Below are 18407 nucleotides of genomic sequence, written 5' to 3'. Positions count from 1 at the left end.
TCCCCTTTTATTGAAATGGTCTTCCGGAAAACAGATAGAATCCGAAACAGACGACATGGAAAGTGATGACAATTGAAACAATTGTCATGGTTTTGCCGGTCGGCCAGCGTTTATGTTTTTTGTTCCACGTCTCAAAGAAATTAAAAGCTGTCATCATCAGGGCATGATAAGCACCATAGACGATGTACTGAATCGCTAATCCATGCCATACTCCCATCAACAGGAATAAGAGGATATAGCCTAGATTCGACACGAGCATTTTGTTTTGTATCCATTTTTTCTTTTTCATCAAGAAGACAAAACGCATGAATACATAGTCTCGGAACCAGAACGACAGCGACATATGCCATCTGTTCCAGAAATCCTTGATGTTCCGGCTGATGAACGGCATATTGAAGTTCTCCGGCGAACGGATACCCATGATATAACTGACGCCGACAGCAAACGCTGTATAGCCAGCAAAGTCGAAGAACAGATACAGGCTGTAGCTGTACATATACAGCAGGTGGTAGCTGAACCTGCCATCTGCTATATGCTCGAGATTCATGATGAAATAGGTGTTGATTGCATACCCGATAATGAACTTATACAGGAAGCCGAGGAAGATCTTATTGATACCCTTATAAAGCAGCTCCTTGTATTCTTCTTGCGCCCATCGCTTCTCTTCATCCTTCTGAAAACGGCGAAATCTATCAATAGGACCAGAAGAAATCGTCGGGTAAAACAGCATGAAATTAACAAGCTGATAAATCGATAACTGCTTCTTGATCAATCCATCTCTCGTTTCAATAATTATTTGAACAGCACGGAATGTCAGATATGAGATACCAAGAAAGCTTGCCCAATTATCCACTGCCAGGAACGGCAGGATCTTTGAGAGGATCAAAGGCAATATCGATAGGAAACTCATCAGATAGAATACTAGACTGCTATTCTTTTTCTGCCTGTACGAAATATAGCCTTTGATCAGAATCAGCTGCAGAACGGTGAAAAGGACGAGTGAATAAAATCCTTCATCTCCGCCAGAAAAAATCAAGGCCAGTACAGCAATCGAAACGAACACATTGTAATAACGCAAATGCTTGCCCATGATACCGAGAATCATCGTCGGCAGGAGCAGAATGCCTAGAATAATAAAGAAAAGGAACGAACTATACGGGGTCATGCGAATACCTCTTCCTTCATTTTCTTACGATCCGCTTTCCCGTTCATCGTCATCGGGATAGTCATCTGATAGGTAAATTTACGCGGAATCATATAAGCAGGCAGACGTAAAGCAAGGTCTTTCCGAATAGCTGCTGTGAGCTGATATTCCTTTTCAAAGTCATGTTCCTCTGGAACGACTGCTGCAATCAAGTATTCAATTTCCTCTTTCGGCGTATATGGAATGATGATGGCAGATTTAATATACTCAGATTGCTGTAAGTGGAATTCGATTTCCTCAAGCTCCATCCGGTAGCCATGCAGCTTGATCTGATAATCCAGTCTGCCCTGACAATATACGAGACCATCCTTGATAAAACCAGCATCTCCAGTTTGATAAGCTTGCATATCACACATAATGCCGTATGCTTTTTCTGTCAGCAGCGGCTCACCAAGGTAACCTTTTGTGACGCTCGGCCCTACGAGGATAAGCTCTCCTTTTTCTCCATCCGGGAGCGGATTACCGGTTTCGTCTACGACAAGAATACGCATATCAGGTTTCGGGCGGCCGACTGGCAATGCTTCCTCTTTTGCCAGTAAATCCTCTGTAACTTCAATCGAAGTCACGGCAACTGTTGCTTCTGTTGGTCCGTATGTATTGAATACCCTTGCTTCCGGAAAGCGTTCCTTCAATTCTTTTGCTACTGCCAGTGGAAGTACTTCTCCACAGAAAAGGAAGGTATCAAGCTCTGGAAGCATCTCCGCGCGGAAGTCAGGATTCGGAAAGCACATTTGGACGAAGGATGGCGTGGAAGTCCAAATCTGTAAATCAGAACCACGGAGATTCTCGAAAAGCAGCTTTGGCTTATTGATCACATCTTTCATCAGCGTATGGATGGTACCGCCGCTTTGTAATGCTGGATAAAAATCCATTACAGACAAATCGAATGAAAATGGTGCCTGATTCAAAAACACTTTTCCTTGTCCGAGCGGAAAGTCATTCGTCATCCAATCGGTAAAAGACTGCAGGTTCGCTGCTGTGACCTGTACACCTTTTGGATTCCCTGTACTTCCGGATGTGTAGATGATATAGAATACCTCATCTTCCTTCACCCACAAGTTTTGACTGATACACTCTTCTTGTTCCAGCTTTAAAGCTGCTGTATATAAAACAGCCACATTATCAAGCCCAAGGTCATAATCCGTTGTATTGATGACCAAGCCTGCACCGGATTTTTCCACGATTAGACGCACCCGCTCCATCGGAATGGATGTATCAATAGGTATGTATGGGTAGCCTGCTTTCACACAGGCGAGGAAGGATACCGGCATATCCGTTCCCATATGACCGTACACAACAATTGGTGTCTGCCGTTCAAGCTGACAGCTGTTACGGATAAGAACTGCCAGTCTGTCCGATCGTTCCCAAAGCATCCTGTAGCTAATTGCATCCTCTCCATTACGGAATGCTGTTTGCTCAGGGCTACCTGCCGCATGCTGTGCAATAGTTGTTAAAAGTTTCATTGTTATATCTTCTCCAATTAAAAATCGTTATATATGTAGTTACCTGTGTTGGCTGTATGGAAGCCATACAGCATGAACAAGGTGACAAGGACTGCCAAATAGAAACAGGTATGCACAACAAAGCGAACACCTGTATGTGCATACAGCTGCTTGATCTTATTCATTTTTTCCTCTGCCTTCTATTCAAATTTGTATCCAGTACCGATAACAGTCCGAATATGATGAGATTCATCCACAAGTTTGGCACGCAGCTTCTTAATATGCGTGTCCACTACGCGGTTATCCCCTTCAAAATCTATGCCCCATACATGATTCAGAATTGTTTCACGTGAAAGGACGTTATTTTTATGCTGCAGCAGGAGCAGCAAGAGATCATATTCCTTCGGTGTCAACTCGACTTGCTGTTTATCCAATTCCAGCTGACGTGATTTTGTATTGACCACGGCATGACCGAAGCTGAGCATATGTCCATTCGGCAAGTAATGTTCGGTTGCCCGCTTCATCAAGGAATTAGCCCGTGCAACCAGCACTTTCGGACTAAATGGCTTCGTTACATAATCATCTGCTCCGAGATCAAATCCATGGATTTTATCATCGTCACTGGACTTGGCTGTCAACAGGATGATTGGTACACCCGATTTTGCACGGACCTCTTTTGTAACAGCAAAGCCATCCATCTTCGGCATCATGATATCCAGAATGACTAGATCGGGATAAATAGCCTCAAACCAATCAATAGCGCTGCTGCCATTATCTGTTTCATGCACTTCCCAGCCATCCTTTTTGAAATAGTCCGCCACTACTTCCCGGATACGTAATTCATCCTCGACAAGCAGCACTTTCTTTCTCATCGCGAATCCTTCCTTCCAACTGATATACATAAATTAACAAGCTCATATGTCCTTCATGTGTCCAAATAAGTAATTTTTCCCATTACTGATAAAATTGCACGATGAAACGGACTCCTTCTGGTGTATTTTCGACTCCATAGCTGTAGTGGTGCAAATCGAGTATTTGCTGCACAATAGCAAGTCCCAAACCTGTGCCACCTGTCAATCTGCTTCTGGAGGATTCCGTGCGGTAAAAACGATTCCAGATCTTATCCAGCTGTTCTTCTGGTATTTGAGAACCTTTGTTGTCAATCATGAACACACTGCGAGCAGTGTCCAGGTCTGTTTCGATACGGATACTAATGACAGAATCTGTTTCGCTATGACGGACTGCATTAACTAGCAGATTCCGCATGACTCGCTCCATCCACTCATAATCAGCCGTAATCGGCATCTCATTCCTTGGCATCACTTCAATGGAAACTTGCTTATCCTTCGCCATGCAGTACATTTTATCGGAAAGATCTTCTATCATTTCACTCAGCAGGAATGATGATTTTCTTAGCTTAATAGCTCCGTTCTCAAGCTTGGCCAAATCCAGCATATCCCCGATCAGTACTTGCATCTTGTCTGATTCCTCAATAATTACGTCAATATAGTGATCGTGCTTGTCTGGGCTGATACCATCCTGCAGCCCTTCTGCAAAGCTTTTGACGATACTGAGCGGTGTCTTCAGTTCATGAGAAGCATGCTCAAAGAATTCGCGCTGCGCTTTTTCCATCTTTTTGCGCTTCTCCATATCCTGCTTCAGCTTTTCGTTGGCTTGTTTCAAATCATCCAGTGCTACATCCAAGTTCTGCGCCATAATCAGCATGTTATTGGAAAGGCTGCCAAGTTCATCTTTTTGCTTGATTGGCTTCACCGATGAAAAGTCCAGATGTACCATTTTTTTAGCCATCTCATTCAGTTTGATCAATGGACTGCTCACAAGACGTGAATAAAACAAAGAAAGCAAAAGAATGAGTAAAATACCGGCGATACCGATATAAAGATAAAAAACGCGCAGTGCTTCATTCGTATCTTTGGTTTCCTGTAAGGAAGTGACAGAGAAGAGATATTGTATTTCGCCGTCTTTCTTAATTGGATCCATCAGTACTAGATTATGCTTTCCAGTCCATGGTTCCACCCAATTCAGCTGTAGACTTTCTCCATTGTTAAGCTGCTTCAGCAGATCTTCATCCAGCGGGAACCATTCCAGCAGCGCATCGTAAAGAAGGCCTAACCCTCTATTTGACATACCACCCTGGGGAAGTGAAACACTTTTTACTTTTCCTTGGAGAGTTATTTCATTCTCTTCCAGATGTTCACCCACACTTTCCTCATCCTTACTGATTACAGAAGGATAAATGACCGAAGTGACCGACAAATCTGATTCTCCATTAATCTCTAACGTATCTCCCTTTTTGATGTTCAACGCATCCAAGTCGGTACCATAATCAGTCACAAACAACGATAATGCCACTTCAAGTACATCCCCATCTTCAGTTTGCAGCATAATATGGAACGGATCTTGTACTAGCTGATATCCTTCTGCATCAACAATCGTCAAAGGACTTTTCGTCTCCTGCATATAAGACAGCGTGTGCTTTGTCAGCTCCTCTGCACTCCAGGAATTCTCTTCATAGCCATCTGCCAATGCATGCAGATGCTCAGCAGCTTCTTTCGTTTTATAGTGCTGGTAAAAGCTATCAAAGAACACAAGCTGAAAAATCATAATCATAGCGTAAAATGCCAAGAAGAATAAAGCTGTCACAGCGAACAGCTTGATCGTAATGCCTCGTTTTCTCATGTGGTACCCCTTTATGTACTACGACAGTTAGTTATATATACTTTAATTTACAGATATGTTTTTTGTGTGTCCGCACACTTCATCAGCGTACACGTATTTATAAAAATACGGAACCCTTTTTTTGTAAAATCCAAATATCCGCCACTCGCATACTCTAACTCCGAAGCACTTCAACAGAAAGAAGGGGAAGGTATGGGGAAAGAAAATGAGTACATGGACTACACCAAGAGCAATGTCCAGTATTTTAGCGATGTGAATAAAAACCGTCTATTCACACGGAATAACCGGAACTATATAAACCGGCTCGGCCGTGATGTATTGAATACACTGGGAGATGTGTCTCTTCTCGATATCTATTTGAGCAAAGGGAAAACAGTCGAACCTCATTACCATCAAAATGCTGCTGAACTTGTCTACTGCATTAGCGGGTCAGCTCAAGTTTCCCTGATTAATCCATTCACGAATAAAGTTGAAAACATCCGCATTACCCGCGGCCAAGTCGCGAATGTCCCTCAAGGCTGGTGGCACTGGGAAACAGCAGCAGAAGATCAAACACATCTGCTGGCCATTTTCGATGCGCCATACCCTGAATATATTTTCGGTTCGGATATCTTAGCGAGGACACCAGCAGAAGTACTCGCTAAAACCTATTGTCTGGATAAGACGAAGCTTCAGGAAACACTACGCCCGCTCAACAACCAGACTATTATCATCGGTCCGCCAGATGAATGCAGCCAGCAGCGGTCTGAAGAACAAAAAGCCTCTCACCAAGAAAATACAGACGGGTATCACTATTATCGTTTCAAATAAGAAATAAGAACAGCCTCTCCTTTTGAGGAGAGGCTGTTCTTATTTAAGAAAGATATTAGTTCAAAATTAATTTGTTCATCGGAGCAGCATTCGCAAATCTGCTTCATTCTCTAATAAATCCTGCAGCGTATACGCATCAAGCACTTGCAAATATGCATGCAATGCTTTACCTAATATTCCTCTCAAGCCGCAAACAGAAGCAATCGGGCATGTATTGTTCTCTCTATTGAAGCATTCGACGAGATGAAAATCATCTTCCATCCTCCGTACAACCGCTCCAATATTGATCTCTTTTGGATCACGTGCTAGTTTAATACCGCCTGAACGCCCACGCACAGCTTCAATATAACCTGCCTGGCGCATTTCATGTGCTACTTTCATCAAATGGTTTTTGGATATATGATATGCTGTCGCGATTTCTTGAATCGTCGACAGCTTGTCTTTTTCTTTTGTTCCCAAATAAAGAAGGACTCTTAGGGAAAAGTCAGTATACATCGTCAATCGCATCTTGGTTATATCCTCCTCTTCTTGAGGATTATAGCATAACAGAATAACTGATTGGGCATAAAGAGAATGTGACACTTTTGTTAAAGTGGTATTTAAAATATATCTTTTATCCACTGTTAGTTCTATGATAGAGGTAGATCAAAGAAAGAAGGAATCCAAAATGCTATCACAAGAAACTATCGACATCATTAAAAGCACTGTACCTGTGCTAGAAGAGCATGGCACTCAAATTACTACTGTCTTTTACGAAGAATTGTTTAAAGCGCACCCTGAACTTCTGAACATTTTCAACCATGCAAACCAGGCAAGAGGCAAACAGCAAACTGCACTCGCTAATGCAGTCTATGCAGCTGCGGTACATATCGATAAGCTGGAGGCAATACTTCCGACGGTCGTACAGATTTCTCACAAGCATGTCAGCTTAGGTGTAAAATCCGAGCATTATCCGGTTGTAGGCGAATACTTACTTAAAGCAATCAAGATGGTTCTAGGAGATGCTGCGACACCTCAGATTCTGAAAGCATGGGAAGAAGCTTATGGCGTCATCGCAGATGCTTTTATCGGTGTAGAAGCCAATATGTATGAAGAAAATGAAAAGAAAGAAGGCGGCTGGGCATTCTTTAAAGACTTCGTTGTCGAAAAGAAAGTCCAAGAAAGTAATGTTATCACATCCTTTTACTTGAAACCTGCTGACTCTGAACGCGTGCCTGATTTCGAACCTGGTCAGTATATTTCCGTCCGTGTATCAATTCCTGGAGAAAAATACATGATGATCCGTCAATACAGTCTATCTAAGACACCTTCATCAGATACGTTCCGTATTTCTGTGAAGAAAGAAGACGATAATGATCCGGATGGCAAGGTTTCCGTCTACTTACACGAACAAGTAAAAGAAGGAGACAAATTAGAAGTAAGTGCACCTGCTGGTGTCTTCACTCTTGAGAAAAATGCTGACAAACCGATTACTTTCATCGCAGGCGGTGTTGGCATCACGCCAATCATGAGTATGCTTGAGACTCTTGCAGCAGAAGATTCCAAGCGGGAAGTCGTCTTCCTGCAAGCTGCACGCACTCCAGAGTTTGCTGCTTTTACTAAGCAGATCCAAAGCATTCAAGAAAGAATGCCTAATTTGACGTATCAGACATATTATGAAGATAAGAGAATCGATGAAACTATCCTTAAAGATATGGTGAACACTGATAGCGATGTTTATGTCTGTGGTCCAGCTGGTTTCATGGAATTCGTCATTTCCACACTGTACCACGCTGGTATCAGTAAAGAACAAGTTCATTTTGAGTTCTTCGGCCCTGCTGCTGATCTTGAAAAAGCTCAATAAAACAAGTAAGCGCACTGCCTCGGCAGTGCGCTTTTTTTATTCAATCTGCTTATCTTGCTCTTCTATACTTTGCACAATATCCTCAATCGTCACATGCGCCAATGCTTTTTCCATGACCGCCTGTGCTCCAGCGAATATTGGAAGAACAGCTGCTTGAATATTCCTGCCAACCGTACATTGTGGATTCGGATTTCCATGAACACTGAAGAGTTCATTTTCCGGGACTGCTTCCACTGCTTTGTACACATCAAGCAGTGTGATTTCATCAAGCTTACGTGCTAGTTCCGCTCCTGCTACTCCTGGGCGTACATTGACCAGCTCCGCTTTTTTAAGCATACCCATGATCTTACGGATAACGACCGGGTTCGTATTGACACTGGCTGCAATGAACTCAGACGAATTCACCTCGTCTTTATTCACCTCTAGAAGTGTCAGTATATGGATACCAACAGCAAAACGGCTGCTTATTGACATAATTTCCAGCTCACTTTCAAATGAATTCCTATCTCTATAGTATAACGCAAAATGAAACGGGTAAAAGGAAAGTGTTGACAAGTTATAACCTGTAACTTATTATACTACATGTAACTAAATTAATTACAAGATAAAACACAAGGAGGAGTTACCATGAAAATAGGGATTATCGGAGCTACAGGTAAAGCAGGCAGCTTAATTACAAAAGAAGCTATGGATCGCGGCCACGAGGTGACAGCAATTGTACGCAGCGCTGCAAAAGTAAAACAGAACATTAACATACTAGAAAAAGGCATATTTGATATCCAAACATCCGATATCAAGGACTTTGATGTGATCGTTAACGCCTTCAATACTGCTCCTGGCCAAGAAAAACAGCACATTGAAGCTGGTCGGATTCTTATTGAAGCATTAAAGAATGCTCCTTCCACTCGTCTTCTCGTTGTCGGCGGTGCTGGAAGCTTGTTCGTAGATGAACAGAAAACCACTCGGGTATCTGAAACACCTGACTTCCCAGCTGCCTTTTTACCGACAGCTACCAATATGGGTGAAAACCTGAAGGAACTGGAAAGCAGTGAAGGTATCCAATGGACCTACATCAGTCCTGGTGGATTCTTCGATGCAGATGGCAAACGGACTGGCAGCTACCAAACTGGCGGTGAGGTCATGATTTTGAATAAACAAGGCAACAGCTATATCAGCTACGCTGACTATGCTATCGCTGTCTTGGATGAAATTGAAAAACCTGCACATCTTAATGAACGTTTCTCTGTTGTTGGAGAAAAGGAATAAATAAAAGCGCTAGACCACTTGGTCTAGCGCTTTCCTCTTATTTCAACAGATTCAATGATTCGCGGTTGAATGCTTCCAAATCATCCGGTGTTCTGCTTGTGACGATGTTATGGCTTACGACTACCTCTTCATCTTTGTAATTCGCACCCGCATTGATCAAATCTTTGCGGACACTGCGATAGCCCGTAATATCCTTGCCTTTTAGCAAGTCTGTATCGATCAATACTTGCGGACCATGGCAGATAGCGAATACAGGTTTTTCATTTTCTACGAAAGCTTTTGCGAATTCACCGGGACGGTCATCTCCGCGAAGCAAGTCAGGAGAAAATCCCCCAGGAATCAATAGTGCATCGAATTCACTTGCATCAACATCGGAAATCGCTTTGTCGATTTTCACTTTCTCACCGTGCTTACCATTAACTTCTTTGCCAGCTTCGAACTCCACGTTTACGACACTGTGACCAGCTTCTTCGTATGCTTTTACCGGACTTGTATATTCGATATCTTCAAATTCATCTGTAATTAGAACTGCGATTTTTTTACTCATATATAGTCCCTCCTATTTTATCTTTAACTTAAGACTACCAGAGGGTTCTCACTCTATTCAACTATCGCGCTCACAGGTTATCACCCAATACTTATAACCCCGAATATCAATGCCGCGATAGTCATCACAATTGTTGATCCGAATGCCCAAAACATAGCATAGCGCTGCAGTTCCCCGAATTGTATGCCTACCATACCGATTAGTAGATGGGCTGCGGCTACTAGCGGACTCAATACGTGAACTGGCTGACCGAGCAATGCCGCACGACCGATTTCTACTTTGCTGACACCGTACGCTTGTGCTGCTTCGGCCAGTATCGGCAGTACGCCAAGGTAGAATGCATTATTAGACATAAAGAAAGTAAATGGAGCACTAATGATGGCGATAATGACTGCGAGATATGGTGACATGAACTCTGGGATGATTGATACAAGCGTATTCGCCATCGCATCAATCATTTCCGTACCAGACATGATACCTGTAAAAATACCTGCAGCAATAACTATCGTCGTGACAGCTAATCCGTTTTTTGCATGTGCTGCCATTCTCTCCTGCTGCTCACTCATACGTGGATAGTTGATCATCAGAGCGACGGCAAAAGCAACCATGAATAAAATCGTCAGTGAAATGAAGTCCATGATTAGGCAAACAAGCAACGCTATTGTAAGCAGCAAGTTCACCCAAACAAGCTTCGGACGACGATAAGCTGGTACTTCTTCTGCGGCACTGATTTCTCTGTGCGTTTGATCATCCAGCTGCACAACACCTAAGCGCTTCCTTTCCTTTCTCCCAAGGATGAAAGCTACTGTTATCGCATAAACAAGCCCTACTCCCATAACAGGAATAATCGGTATGAACAGCTCAGATGCTTCCAGGTTCAAAGCAGCCATAGCCATAGCAGAAGCCCCGCCCCAAGGCGTGATATTCATTACCCCCATTGAGAGCATAGCTACTGTTGCAAGAATCAAACGATTCATTCCTAATCGTTTATAGAGCGGTAGTAACGCAGAAACAGTGATCATATATGTTGTTGTACCATCTCCATCAAGTGCTACCATCATAGAAAGAATAGACGTACCAACAACAATTTTGAGCGGATCCCCTTTTACAACTTTCAAAATGAGATTGATCAAGGGATCGAACAGTCCTGCATCAATCATGACTCCGAAGTAAAGGATAGCAAACAGGATCATAATAGCTGTGGCCGCAATTCCTTCTACACCTTCCAGCATCATCGGCCCGAGTGAAGAAGTGAAGCCGCCAATTATACCAAAGAGAATAGGAATAAGCGTCAACGCCACAAGCGGTGATAGCTTTTTGGACATTATCAAATACATAAATACAGCAACCATGGAGAAGCCCAATAAAGATAACAAAAGAAAGTCCTCCTTCAAACAGCGCTAATTGTTAGCGCTTTCAATTGAAAGAAGTGTAACATTGTGTTCACAAAATGCACAGTTTACTTACATTAAGTGCATTTTTTTCATTTTTCTCACGGCTATTAGGATGAGTTCTCGGCTCGGTATTTATACTTGCGGACAGGCCTTCCGACTGTTCCATAGGTGACTTCCACTTCCGCTTCTTTTCTCGACACCATATATTCCAAGTAGCGGCGAACTGTAGAATGGCTTATCCCTATTTTCGCTGCTATTTCCTCAGCCTTTTCGCTGTTCTGCTGCTCCTTCATTGCCTTTCGTACCGATTCCAAGGTGTGGCGGTCTACTCCTTTTGGATAGACTTCCTGTTCCACTGCTTCTGCTGTATGTATATTAGGATGAAAGATAGCATCTACTTGCTGCTGACCGACTTCATTGCCTGATTGAAGTTCCTTCTTATAGATAGCATATTCCTGAAGCACACGCTGGAAGCGATCACCATCTACCGGTTTGATCAAATAACTGTACACGCCTCCACGCATCGCCTCACCGACCGTCTCCGTATCATTCGCCGCTGTCAGCAGAATTACATCCGTCTTGCGGTAATTCTGGCGGATGAACCAAAGGATATCGATACCATTCGTATCAGGAAGATAGACATCAAGCAGCACCACGTCTGGCTTCAATACATGAAGCAGACTTTTGGCTTGTTCTCCATTTTCTGCAACACCAATTAGTCGATACCCTTCCATTTGATTCAAGTAATTCTGAAATATCATTGATGCTTCTACATTATCTTCCACTATCAGAACGTTCATCCGGTCCATTTTTCACGCTTCCTTTCGGGAGAACAATTGTTGCGAGAGTTCCTCCTGCTTCGCTATCTCCATAATACAAAGCTCCATTCAGTTTCTCCAGTGCTGCCTGTACAATAGTCAGTCCAATACCATGCCCATCGCCAGCTTCCTTTTTAGTTGAATATCCATCCACCAATACTGTCTGTTTTTCCTTCTCAGACAGCCGCTTGCCATTGTCCTCGATATCGACTATCACTTCTTGTCCTAGATCTGTGAAAGACACAAAAACCTTTCCTTCCGTACCCTGGTGCTTCGAAGCGGACTCAAAGGCATTCTCTAGTAAGTTTCCTATGATAGTCACAATCTTCTCTGTTGCTTCCGGTCGCAGGTCAATGTTCATGCTGCTGCCTTCATCAATCGTCAATGACACCTTCAGCTCTTTGGCACGATTGAATTTTCCTAGCAGGCAGGCTGCAATCATCGGTTCCTTTATGCTTGCCATCAGCAAATTGACGACACTTTGCTGTTCCTCTACTTCCTCTGAAATGAATACGAGTGCCTTGTCATATTCCTGTAAGCGAATCAAGCCGTACAAAGTATTTAACTTATTCATAAATTCATGATTAGAAGCACGCATCTGATCTGCTTGCTGCTTCATTTTTACAATTGTCTCTGATACGTCAATCACTTCTGTTTCAGGACGTAATGTAAAGACGACTCCCAATGTTTCTTCCGCTTCTTTTATGGGAGAAGCATCTACTATATAAATATCGCCAGCAACAAAAGTATATTTGTTATACCTTCCTTCCCCATCTGCCAAAACTGCTTGATAAAGAGATCGCAGATTCTTCTGGTCGATTGCATCCTCCAGCACGGATTTACGCTTAAATATCTCTTGGGCTCTACGATTAATAGATGTAATATAACCTTTGCGATCAATGGCTATGGTAGCATCTTTGATCGATGCCAGTGTTGTCTCCTTCTCTTTAAATAAGAAGGAAATCTCTTTTGGCTCTAATCCATAAATCAGCTTTTTCACCCGTTTCGCCACAAGATAGGCACCAAGGAGACCAACAGCAAAGATGAGCAGGAACCAGATGATTACCTCCTGCAAATAGGAAAGTATCTGATCATTTAAGTTCTGCTTCAAAAAACCGACTGATGCTACACCAATGATATCACCTGATTCATTTCTTATCGGTGTTTTTGCTTTAACCGCATAGCCGGAAATACCATACCCTTCGTATATGACTTCCTTTCCTTCTTCTAATACTTGGTCATTGCTCGTCTTGGTTGGTTTACCGATTCTCTCCGGTTCTGGATGTGAAATTCGGATTCCATTCGTATCAGCAATTACAACATAATCTGCACCGCTATTTTGCTGGATCTTTAACGACTCCTGCTGTATCGCATCGTCATTATCCCTCTCCTCCAGATGCTGAAGAATTGTGTCATCCTTGGCAGCAAGCTTAGCGACGACCATCGCAGTGTTTCCTGCATCTTCCTCGACTATCTCATCAACCTTCCTTATGAATAGAGTGCTTACAAATAATAGACTAATCATAAGCAATATTGTCACCAATAAGACAATCTGACCTAGTAAACCAAAACGCAGTCGTCTCCGCAGTTCCCCCATATAAGTCGTCCCCTTTGTTCTCCTCTACTATTATCTTACTACTTTACAGCTGTAGGAAGAAGAAAGGTTATGAAAATTAAAAAGCACCCACTCAAGGAATGGGTGCTAAACTCGTTATCTGCTTGTATAACCTGCATCAGCATGAATTGTCGTACCAGTCACGTAAGAAGATTGATCAGATGCTAGCCATAGGCTTGCTTGAGCAATCTCTTCCGGCTGACCGAATCTGCCAAGAAGGCTTAGCATCGGTGCAAATTCTTCTTCAGTCTGACCTGTTTCTTCCAGGGAACCTCTAAGCATCGGTGTATCAATTGCTCCAGGAGCGACTGTGTTTACACGAATGTTCATCGGACCGTTTTCAAGAGCTGCAACCTTGGTCATACCTACAACGCCATGCTTAGCTACAACGTATGCGATGTTATTAGGCTGTGGACGGAAGCCGCTGACAGAAGAAATGTTAACGATACTGCCGCCTTCACCTTGCTTAATCATTTGCTGTAATTCATATTTCATACAAAGCGCAGTACCTGTTAGATCAACCGAAATCAAACGGTTCCAGTACGCTTCATCGAATTCTGCTGCTGGTGCATTATCCGGTGTGAGGGCTGCGTTATTGATCGCAACATCCAGACGTCCGAACTTTGCTATTGTTTCTTCTACCATTTGTTTTACTTGTGCTGAATCAGATACATCAACTTTTACGAAGAAAGCAGTTCCGCCAGCTGCTTCAATCTCTTCGACTGCTGCTTTACCTTTTTCTTCATTAAAGTCTGCTACGACAACTTCCGCTTTCGCTTCGGCAAATAGTTTTGCTGTCGCAAGACCCATCCCCATTGCTGCGCCAGTTACGATTGCTACTTTACCTTCTAAAACTGGAAATGTCATGATTATTCCCCCTTATGTTCTACGCTTAATTCATTTGCTACGACAATATGCGATAATAGAGATAGTAAATTATCTTGAACAGGCAGACCATACTGTTCAATAAAAGTGAGGAGAAACCTGTGAGCATCACCTATCCCGACAAACGAGTAGAAAGAACCCAGCATGCGTTAAAGGAAGCTTTAATGAAACTGTTGGCAGAGAAAGCACTTCAAAAAATCCATATTTCTGAGATAACCGAAGAAGCTGGTGTCAGCAGGGGAACTTTCTATACCCATTATGAAAAGAAAGAAGATCTTCTGGATGAACTCTCTGAGGATATGCTTGAGGAAATGACCATCGCTTTCCGAAAACCTTACGAACAGTTAGGAATGGTAGACTTTCGGAGCCTGCCAGCTGAGTCCCTTGTTCTGTTCGATCATTTCCTGGAAAATAAAGCATTCTACCAGCTAATGCTTGGTGGCACTTCGGACATTTTTTTTAAAGAAAAGATGACAGATCAGCTTCATTACCTTTTCCGGAGAGACTATGCTTTTTATTTTCGTCAAATTGATGCAGAAATAGATCTTGAACTGTTCTGTACGTATCGCATCCATGGCATCATTGGATTGATTGTTGAATGGATTCAAAAAGGGTTCGATAAACCTGTTCCCTTCATGGCAGAACAGCTGCTGCATATTTTCAGATTTCATACCGATAGTGTTATGATCAGGCATTAAAAATTGAAAAAAAAAGCCCTCCAAAAGAGGGCTTTTTCTAATCAATTACTTGCTACATTATTCTTCGCTTTTACCCGAACCTGATAAACAATTAACAAAATAATGAACCATACTGGTGTGACAAACAAGGCAATACGTGTATCTTCAGCTAATGCTAGTACTACGATAACAAATGCCAGGAATGCCAGGATTAGATAATTGGATATCGGTGATAATGGCATTTTGAATTTGCTTTTCTTTGCAAGCTCTGGACGTGTCTTACGATATTTCAAGTGGGCTAGAACTGTAATACCCCAGATGAAGATAAAACAGACTGTCGAAATGCTAGTAATTAAGGTAAATACACCTTCAGGTATAATATAGTTCAGAATAACCGCAATTAATATGACGATTATGGAGAAGAACAATGCGTTCTTCGGTACTTTACGTAAATTCAGCTTTTTGAACGGCTGCGGTGCGTGGTCTTCCTTAGCTAAACTATAAACCATACGGCTTGTACTAAAGACCGCACTGTTACAAGCTGATGCTGCTGATGTCAAAACGACAAAATTGACGATACCTGCAGCTGCGACGATACCAACTGCTGTAAATACTTGAACAAACGGACTTTCCGAAGGATTGATTGCATCCCATGGATAGATACTCATGATAACGATGAGCGCACCAATATAGAATACAAGGATCCGAATCGGTATGTTATTGATTGCTCTTGGAATGACTTTTTCCGGATCCTCTGTTTCTCCGGCTGTCAGACCGACAAGTTCAATTCCGACAAAAGCGAAGACAACCATTTGGAATGATAGAATAAATCCATGGATGCCATTTGGGAAGAAACCGCCATGATCCCAAAGGTTCGCAAAGCTGGATGGTCCAGCATCTGTCGAGAAACCGCGGAGTATCATAAACACACCGACAACAATCAATGCCAGGATTGCAACAATCTTAATTAAGGCAAACCAGAATTCCATCTCACCGAACAGTTTCACAGTCGCTAGATTCATAATGAGCAGTATAACAAGTGCAACTAGACCCGGCATCCACTGCGGCACTCCCGGGAACCAGAATTGTGTGTAGATACCCACTGCAGTCAAATCGGCCATCGCAATCGATATCCAGCAGAACCAATAGGTCCATCCAGTAACGAAGGCAGCCCTATCACCAAAGTAATCACCGATAAAGTCCACGAATGATCCATATCCAAGATTACTTAATAGAATCTCCCCTAACGCTCGCATGATAAGAAAACAGAAAATACCGGTAATTAAATACGCAAATAAAATGGATGGTCCAGTCAGATGAATCGATTTCCCGGCACCAAGGAATAATCCTGTACCAATCGCTCCGCCAATCGCGATCAATTGGACATGCCTATTTTTCAATCCTCTGGCTAACTTTTCTTCAGCCATATGTTATGCTCCCCTCTTCCTTCATTTCGAGCATGGAAACATGTAGTATAGCCCTGACTCAAAATAAGTATACTAGTATATAGTATCTGAACAGAAACAGGGGTGCAATAATCAAATTTTTCTAAAACTTAACTTTACAGGTGAGAATTATAGCCTATTTTTACGCTTCTTTATGACATATGCTCCGATAATTACTAGATAGATAGCCAAAGTCACTGCTGTAATGATCACAGATGTTGTCCATATTACTCCAATCAGGATCAGTAACAGTGCAAGGATTGCAAACCATGTCGTCACAGGAAATGCTTTGACATGATATGTCGACTTATCAGTCCGACCTTTCCGGGATTTCAAATGGGCAAAAGCAATAATCAGCCAAATGAATAGAACCGTGTAACCTAGTGATCCCATCAAATAATCAAATGTCTTGCTTCCTATAAACAAGGAAATAAGCACACCTACATATAAGAAAGAAGTACAAACAAGTATAGCGACAACCGGCACTTGTCTTTTTGACAGCCAAGCGAACCGTTTCGAAATTCTGCCGTCGAGTGCTTGCGTATAAAGCACGCGTGATGAGCCATAAAGACCTGAATTCATGGACGAGATGATTGCCAGTAAGATGACTGCGTTCATGACGTGATCTGCTCCCGGAATTCCGATAAGCTGGAAGACAAGCACAAATGGACTTACTGCTGATCCGTTCACTTCATTCCACGGAATAAGACTCACAATAATGAAGAACGGAAACAGATAGAAAGCGATAATCCGAGTCAGCGTGCTGCGGACTGCCTTTGGTACGACCTTTTCCGGATTTTTCGTTTCAGCCAACGTCACACCAATGATTTCTGTTCCTCCATAGGAATAAATAACAACAAGCATTGCTGTAACTAGACCTCCGGCACCATTCGGGAAAAATCCGCCATGTGCTGTCAAATTACTGAATCCGGGAGCTGTGTGATCTCCGAATGAAACAAGCAGCAGGACGACACCAGCAAGAATGAATAGAATGATAACACTTATTTTGATTAATGCCAGCCAGTATTCTGTCTCTGCGAATGCTTTAACCGAGAAAAGATTGACTGCTGTCACAAGCACCGCAACAATCAGCGTCAATAGCCATACCGGATAATCAGGAAGCCAATATTGCAAGAAAATTGCTGCCACTACAGCTTCAGCCGCAATGTTTAACACCCACATCTTCCAATAAATCCAATCCAAGAAGAATGCCGGAAACTTTCCGATACTATTTTGTACTAAGTCACGGAAGGTTCTTGCTTCCTTATTTTGTACTGCCATTTCGGCAAGACCTTGCATAACGAATAAAAGAATAATGCCTCCAATTAAATAAGCAAGGATGACAGATGGTCCAGCCATATCGACAGCGGAGCTTGAACCTTTGAACAAGCCGGCACCGATTGCCCCGCCCAACGCCATCATCATAATATGGCGTGCTGTCATTGTTCGTTTTAATCCATGTTGATCTTTCTTCATGATGTTGCCTCCTTGTTGTTCTCTAGCATTTCTCCAAAGAAAAAAGCCTTCCGTCTCATCTCCATCTAGGATGGAAAAGAGACGGAAAGCTTCTTTACTTCCGCGGTACCACTCTTGTTGGTTTTATAAAAACCCACTCTTCACCTTGTAACGAAGGTCACTCGTCAAAACCTAAAGAATAAATCTATCAGTTCTGCTGCTCCAGGGTGAGTTCGAAGGAAGACATAGTCTGCGTTTCACCAACCCGCAGCTCTCTATGGCTATGCCTATCCTACTACTACTCCC

At 42.6% G+C, this 18407-nt stretch carries 18 protein-coding genes and 1 other annotated feature (1 of these 19 cut by a window edge); of the genes, 4 read left to right on the top strand and 14 right to left on the bottom strand.

Annotated features, from left to right (window positions below):
- Positions 1-7 precede the first annotated feature (7 nt).
- From dltB to ACH6C1_RS16260, 5 genes are all read right to left on the bottom strand, one after another.
- On the bottom strand, positions 8-1165 hold the full coding sequence (gene dltB, locus ACH6C1_RS16280; protein WP_374078905.1) for a D-alanyl-lipoteichoic acid biosynthesis protein DltB: 1158 nt from the start codon (positions 1163-1165) through the stop codon (positions 8-10).
- On the bottom strand, positions 1162-2667 hold the full coding sequence (gene dltA, locus ACH6C1_RS16275) for a D-alanine--poly(phosphoribitol) ligase subunit DltA (protein ID WP_374078903.1): 1506 nt from the start codon (positions 2665-2667) through the stop codon (positions 1162-1164). The genes dltB and dltA overlap by 4 nt, the downstream gene beginning before the upstream one ends.
- A 17-nt stretch (positions 2668-2684) precedes the next feature.
- Positions 2685-2831 carry a teichoic acid D-Ala incorporation-associated protein DltX gene (locus ACH6C1_RS16270; RefSeq protein ID WP_374078901.1) on the bottom strand — a complete coding sequence of 49 codons (147 nt, stop codon included), beginning with the start codon at positions 2829-2831 and terminating at the stop codon, positions 2685-2687.
- Positions 2832-2846: 15 nt separating this feature from the next.
- A complete protein-coding gene (locus tag ACH6C1_RS16265; RefSeq protein WP_374078899.1) occupies positions 2847-3518 on the bottom strand; it encodes a response regulator transcription factor in 672 nt (223 codons plus the stop codon).
- 82 nt (positions 3519-3600) lie between these two features.
- The gene (locus tag ACH6C1_RS16260) at positions 3601-5346 is read right to left on the bottom strand and encodes a sensor histidine kinase (RefSeq protein ID WP_095270802.1); all 1746 of its coding nucleotides are present in this window, start codon (positions 5344-5346) and stop codon (positions 3601-3603) included.
- 192 nt (positions 5347-5538) lie between these two features.
- On the opposite strand from ACH6C1_RS16260, the gene ACH6C1_RS16255 reads away from it, so the two are divergent.
- Positions 5539-6156: a cupin domain-containing protein gene (locus ACH6C1_RS16255; protein ID WP_095270799.1), complete on the top strand. Its 618-nt coding sequence runs from the start codon at positions 5539-5541 to the stop codon at positions 6154-6156.
- A gap of 75 nt (positions 6157-6231) precedes the next feature.
- Here ACH6C1_RS16255 and ACH6C1_RS16250 read toward each other — a convergent pair whose 3' ends face one another.
- Entirely contained in the window at positions 6232-6663 is a 432-nt protein-coding gene (locus tag ACH6C1_RS16250) for an RrF2 family transcriptional regulator (protein WP_095270796.1), read from the bottom strand.
- A gap of 160 nt (positions 6664-6823) precedes the next feature.
- Between ACH6C1_RS16250 and hmpA the strand changes: the two genes are divergently transcribed.
- On the top strand, positions 6824-7999 hold the full coding sequence (hmpA, locus tag ACH6C1_RS16245) for an NO-inducible flavohemoprotein (RefSeq protein ID WP_175074136.1): 1176 nt from the start codon (positions 6824-6826) through the stop codon (positions 7997-7999).
- 36 nt (positions 8000-8035) lie between these two features.
- Here hmpA and ACH6C1_RS16240 read toward each other — a convergent pair whose 3' ends face one another.
- Complete coding sequence (locus ACH6C1_RS16240; RefSeq protein ID WP_095218877.1) at positions 8036-8473, bottom strand: Rrf2 family transcriptional regulator; 438 nt, start codon at positions 8471-8473, stop codon at positions 8036-8038.
- Positions 8474-8626: 153 nt separating this feature from the next.
- Here ACH6C1_RS16240 and ACH6C1_RS16235 point away from each other — a divergent pair, with 153 nt between their 5' ends.
- A complete protein-coding gene (locus tag ACH6C1_RS16235) occupies positions 8627-9265 on the top strand; it encodes an NAD(P)-dependent oxidoreductase (protein WP_095218878.1) in 639 nt (212 codons plus the stop codon).
- Positions 9266-9302: 37 nt separating this feature from the next.
- Here ACH6C1_RS16235 and ACH6C1_RS16230 read toward each other — a convergent pair whose 3' ends face one another.
- The 5 genes from ACH6C1_RS16230 to ACH6C1_RS16210 all read right to left on the bottom strand — a co-directional run bounded on the left by ACH6C1_RS16230 (position 9303) and on the right by ACH6C1_RS16210 (position 14506).
- Positions 9303-9812, bottom strand: a complete 510-nt coding sequence (locus ACH6C1_RS16230; RefSeq protein ID WP_095218879.1) for a type 1 glutamine amidotransferase domain-containing protein — start codon at positions 9810-9812, stop codon at positions 9303-9305.
- Between the two features lie 80 nt (positions 9813-9892).
- Positions 9893-11188: a CitMHS family transporter gene (locus ACH6C1_RS16225; protein WP_374078893.1), complete on the bottom strand. Its 1296-nt coding sequence runs from the start codon at positions 11186-11188 to the stop codon at positions 9893-9895.
- Between the two features lie 125 nt (positions 11189-11313).
- On the bottom strand, positions 11314-12015 hold the full coding sequence (locus ACH6C1_RS16220) for a response regulator (RefSeq protein WP_374078890.1): 702 nt from the start codon (positions 12013-12015) through the stop codon (positions 11314-11316).
- Positions 11981-13621: an ATP-binding protein gene (locus tag ACH6C1_RS16215; RefSeq protein WP_374078888.1), complete on the bottom strand. Its 1641-nt coding sequence runs from the start codon at positions 13619-13621 to the stop codon at positions 11981-11983. The genes ACH6C1_RS16220 and ACH6C1_RS16215 overlap by 35 nt, the downstream gene beginning before the upstream one ends.
- Before the next feature lie 114 nt (positions 13622-13735).
- Positions 13736-14506, bottom strand: a complete 771-nt coding sequence (locus ACH6C1_RS16210; protein WP_374078885.1) for an SDR family NAD(P)-dependent oxidoreductase — start codon at positions 14504-14506, stop codon at positions 13736-13738.
- 119 nt (positions 14507-14625) lie between these two features.
- Here ACH6C1_RS16210 and ACH6C1_RS16205 point away from each other — a divergent pair, with 119 nt between their 5' ends.
- Positions 14626-15222 carry a TetR/AcrR family transcriptional regulator gene (locus tag ACH6C1_RS16205; protein ID WP_374078883.1) on the top strand — a complete coding sequence of 199 codons (597 nt, stop codon included), beginning with the start codon at positions 14626-14628 and terminating at the stop codon, positions 15220-15222.
- 41 nt (positions 15223-15263) lie between these two features.
- Here the strand turns inward: ACH6C1_RS16205 and ACH6C1_RS16200 are convergent, their stop codons facing one another.
- Together ACH6C1_RS16200 and ACH6C1_RS16195 are read right to left on the bottom strand one after the other, a co-directional pair.
- Positions 15264-16628: an amino acid permease gene (locus ACH6C1_RS16200; protein ID WP_374078881.1), complete on the bottom strand. Its 1365-nt coding sequence runs from the start codon at positions 16626-16628 to the stop codon at positions 15264-15266.
- A 147-nt stretch (positions 16629-16775) separates the two neighbouring features.
- Positions 16776-18122: an amino acid permease gene (locus ACH6C1_RS16195; RefSeq protein ID WP_374078878.1), complete on the bottom strand. Its 1347-nt coding sequence runs from the start codon at positions 18120-18122 to the stop codon at positions 16776-16778.
- 74 nt (positions 18123-18196) lie between these two features.
- Positions 18197-18407 (bottom strand) — a binding site (T-box leader); it runs 15 nt beyond the window's last position.

The organism is Terribacillus sp. JSM ZJ617 (genome assembly GCF_044383785.1).
In the GTDB taxonomy this organism is placed as follows: Bacteria; Bacillota; Bacilli; order Bacillales; family Amphibacillaceae; genus Terribacillus.
Note: the sequence above shows the minus strand (reverse complement) of the source record. Positions and strands in the feature narration are given on the sequence as shown.

What these genes read in the sequence shown, in the direction of transcription:
- dltB (WP_374078905.1), bottom strand. Translation starts at nt 1,165, where the DNA reads ATGACCCCGTATAGTTCGTTCCTTTTCTTTATTATTCTAGGCATTCTG.
- dltA (WP_374078903.1), bottom strand. Translation starts at nt 2,667, where the DNA reads ATGAAACTTTTAACAACTATTGCACAGCATGCGGCAGGTAGCCCTGAG.
- ACH6C1_RS16270 (WP_374078901.1), bottom strand. Translation starts at nt 2,831, where the DNA reads ATGAATAAGATCAAGCAGCTGTATGCACATACAGGTGTTCGCTTTGTT.
- ACH6C1_RS16265 (WP_374078899.1), bottom strand. Translation starts at nt 3,518, where the DNA reads ATGAGAAAGAAAGTGCTGCTTGTCGAGGATGAATTACGTATCCGGGAA.
- ACH6C1_RS16260 (WP_095270802.1), bottom strand. Translation starts at nt 5,346, where the DNA reads ATGAGAAAACGAGGCATTACGATCAAGCTGTTCGCTGTGACAGCTTTA.
- ACH6C1_RS16255 (WP_095270799.1), top strand. Translation starts at nt 5,539, where the DNA reads ATGGGGAAAGAAAATGAGTACATGGACTACACCAAGAGCAATGTCCAG.
- ACH6C1_RS16250 (WP_095270796.1), bottom strand. Translation starts at nt 6,663, where the DNA reads ATGCGATTGACGATGTATACTGACTTTTCCCTAAGAGTCCTTCTTTAT.
- hmpA (WP_175074136.1), top strand. Translation starts at nt 6,824, where the DNA reads ATGCTATCACAAGAAACTATCGACATCATTAAAAGCACTGTACCTGTG.
- ACH6C1_RS16240 (WP_095218877.1), bottom strand. Translation starts at nt 8,473, where the DNA reads ATGTCAATAAGCAGCCGTTTTGCTGTTGGTATCCATATACTGACACTT.
- ACH6C1_RS16235 (WP_095218878.1), top strand. Translation starts at nt 8,627, where the DNA reads ATGAAAATAGGGATTATCGGAGCTACAGGTAAAGCAGGCAGCTTAATT.
- ACH6C1_RS16230 (WP_095218879.1), bottom strand. Translation starts at nt 9,812, where the DNA reads ATGAGTAAAAAAATCGCAGTTCTAATTACAGATGAATTTGAAGATATC.
- ACH6C1_RS16220 (WP_374078890.1), bottom strand. Translation starts at nt 12,015, where the DNA reads ATGGACCGGATGAACGTTCTGATAGTGGAAGATAATGTAGAAGCATCA.
- ACH6C1_RS16215 (WP_374078888.1), bottom strand. Translation starts at nt 13,621, where the DNA reads ATGGGGGAACTGCGGAGACGACTGCGTTTTGGTTTACTAGGTCAGATT.
- ACH6C1_RS16210 (WP_374078885.1), bottom strand. Translation starts at nt 14,506, where the DNA reads ATGACATTTCCAGTTTTAGAAGGTAAAGTAGCAATCGTAACTGGCGCA.
- ACH6C1_RS16200 (WP_374078881.1), bottom strand. Translation starts at nt 16,628, where the DNA reads ATGGCTGAAGAAAAGTTAGCCAGAGGATTGAAAAATAGGCATGTCCAA.
- ACH6C1_RS16195 (WP_374078878.1), bottom strand. Translation starts at nt 18,122, where the DNA reads ATGAAGAAAGATCAACATGGATTAAAACGAACAATGACAGCACGCCAT.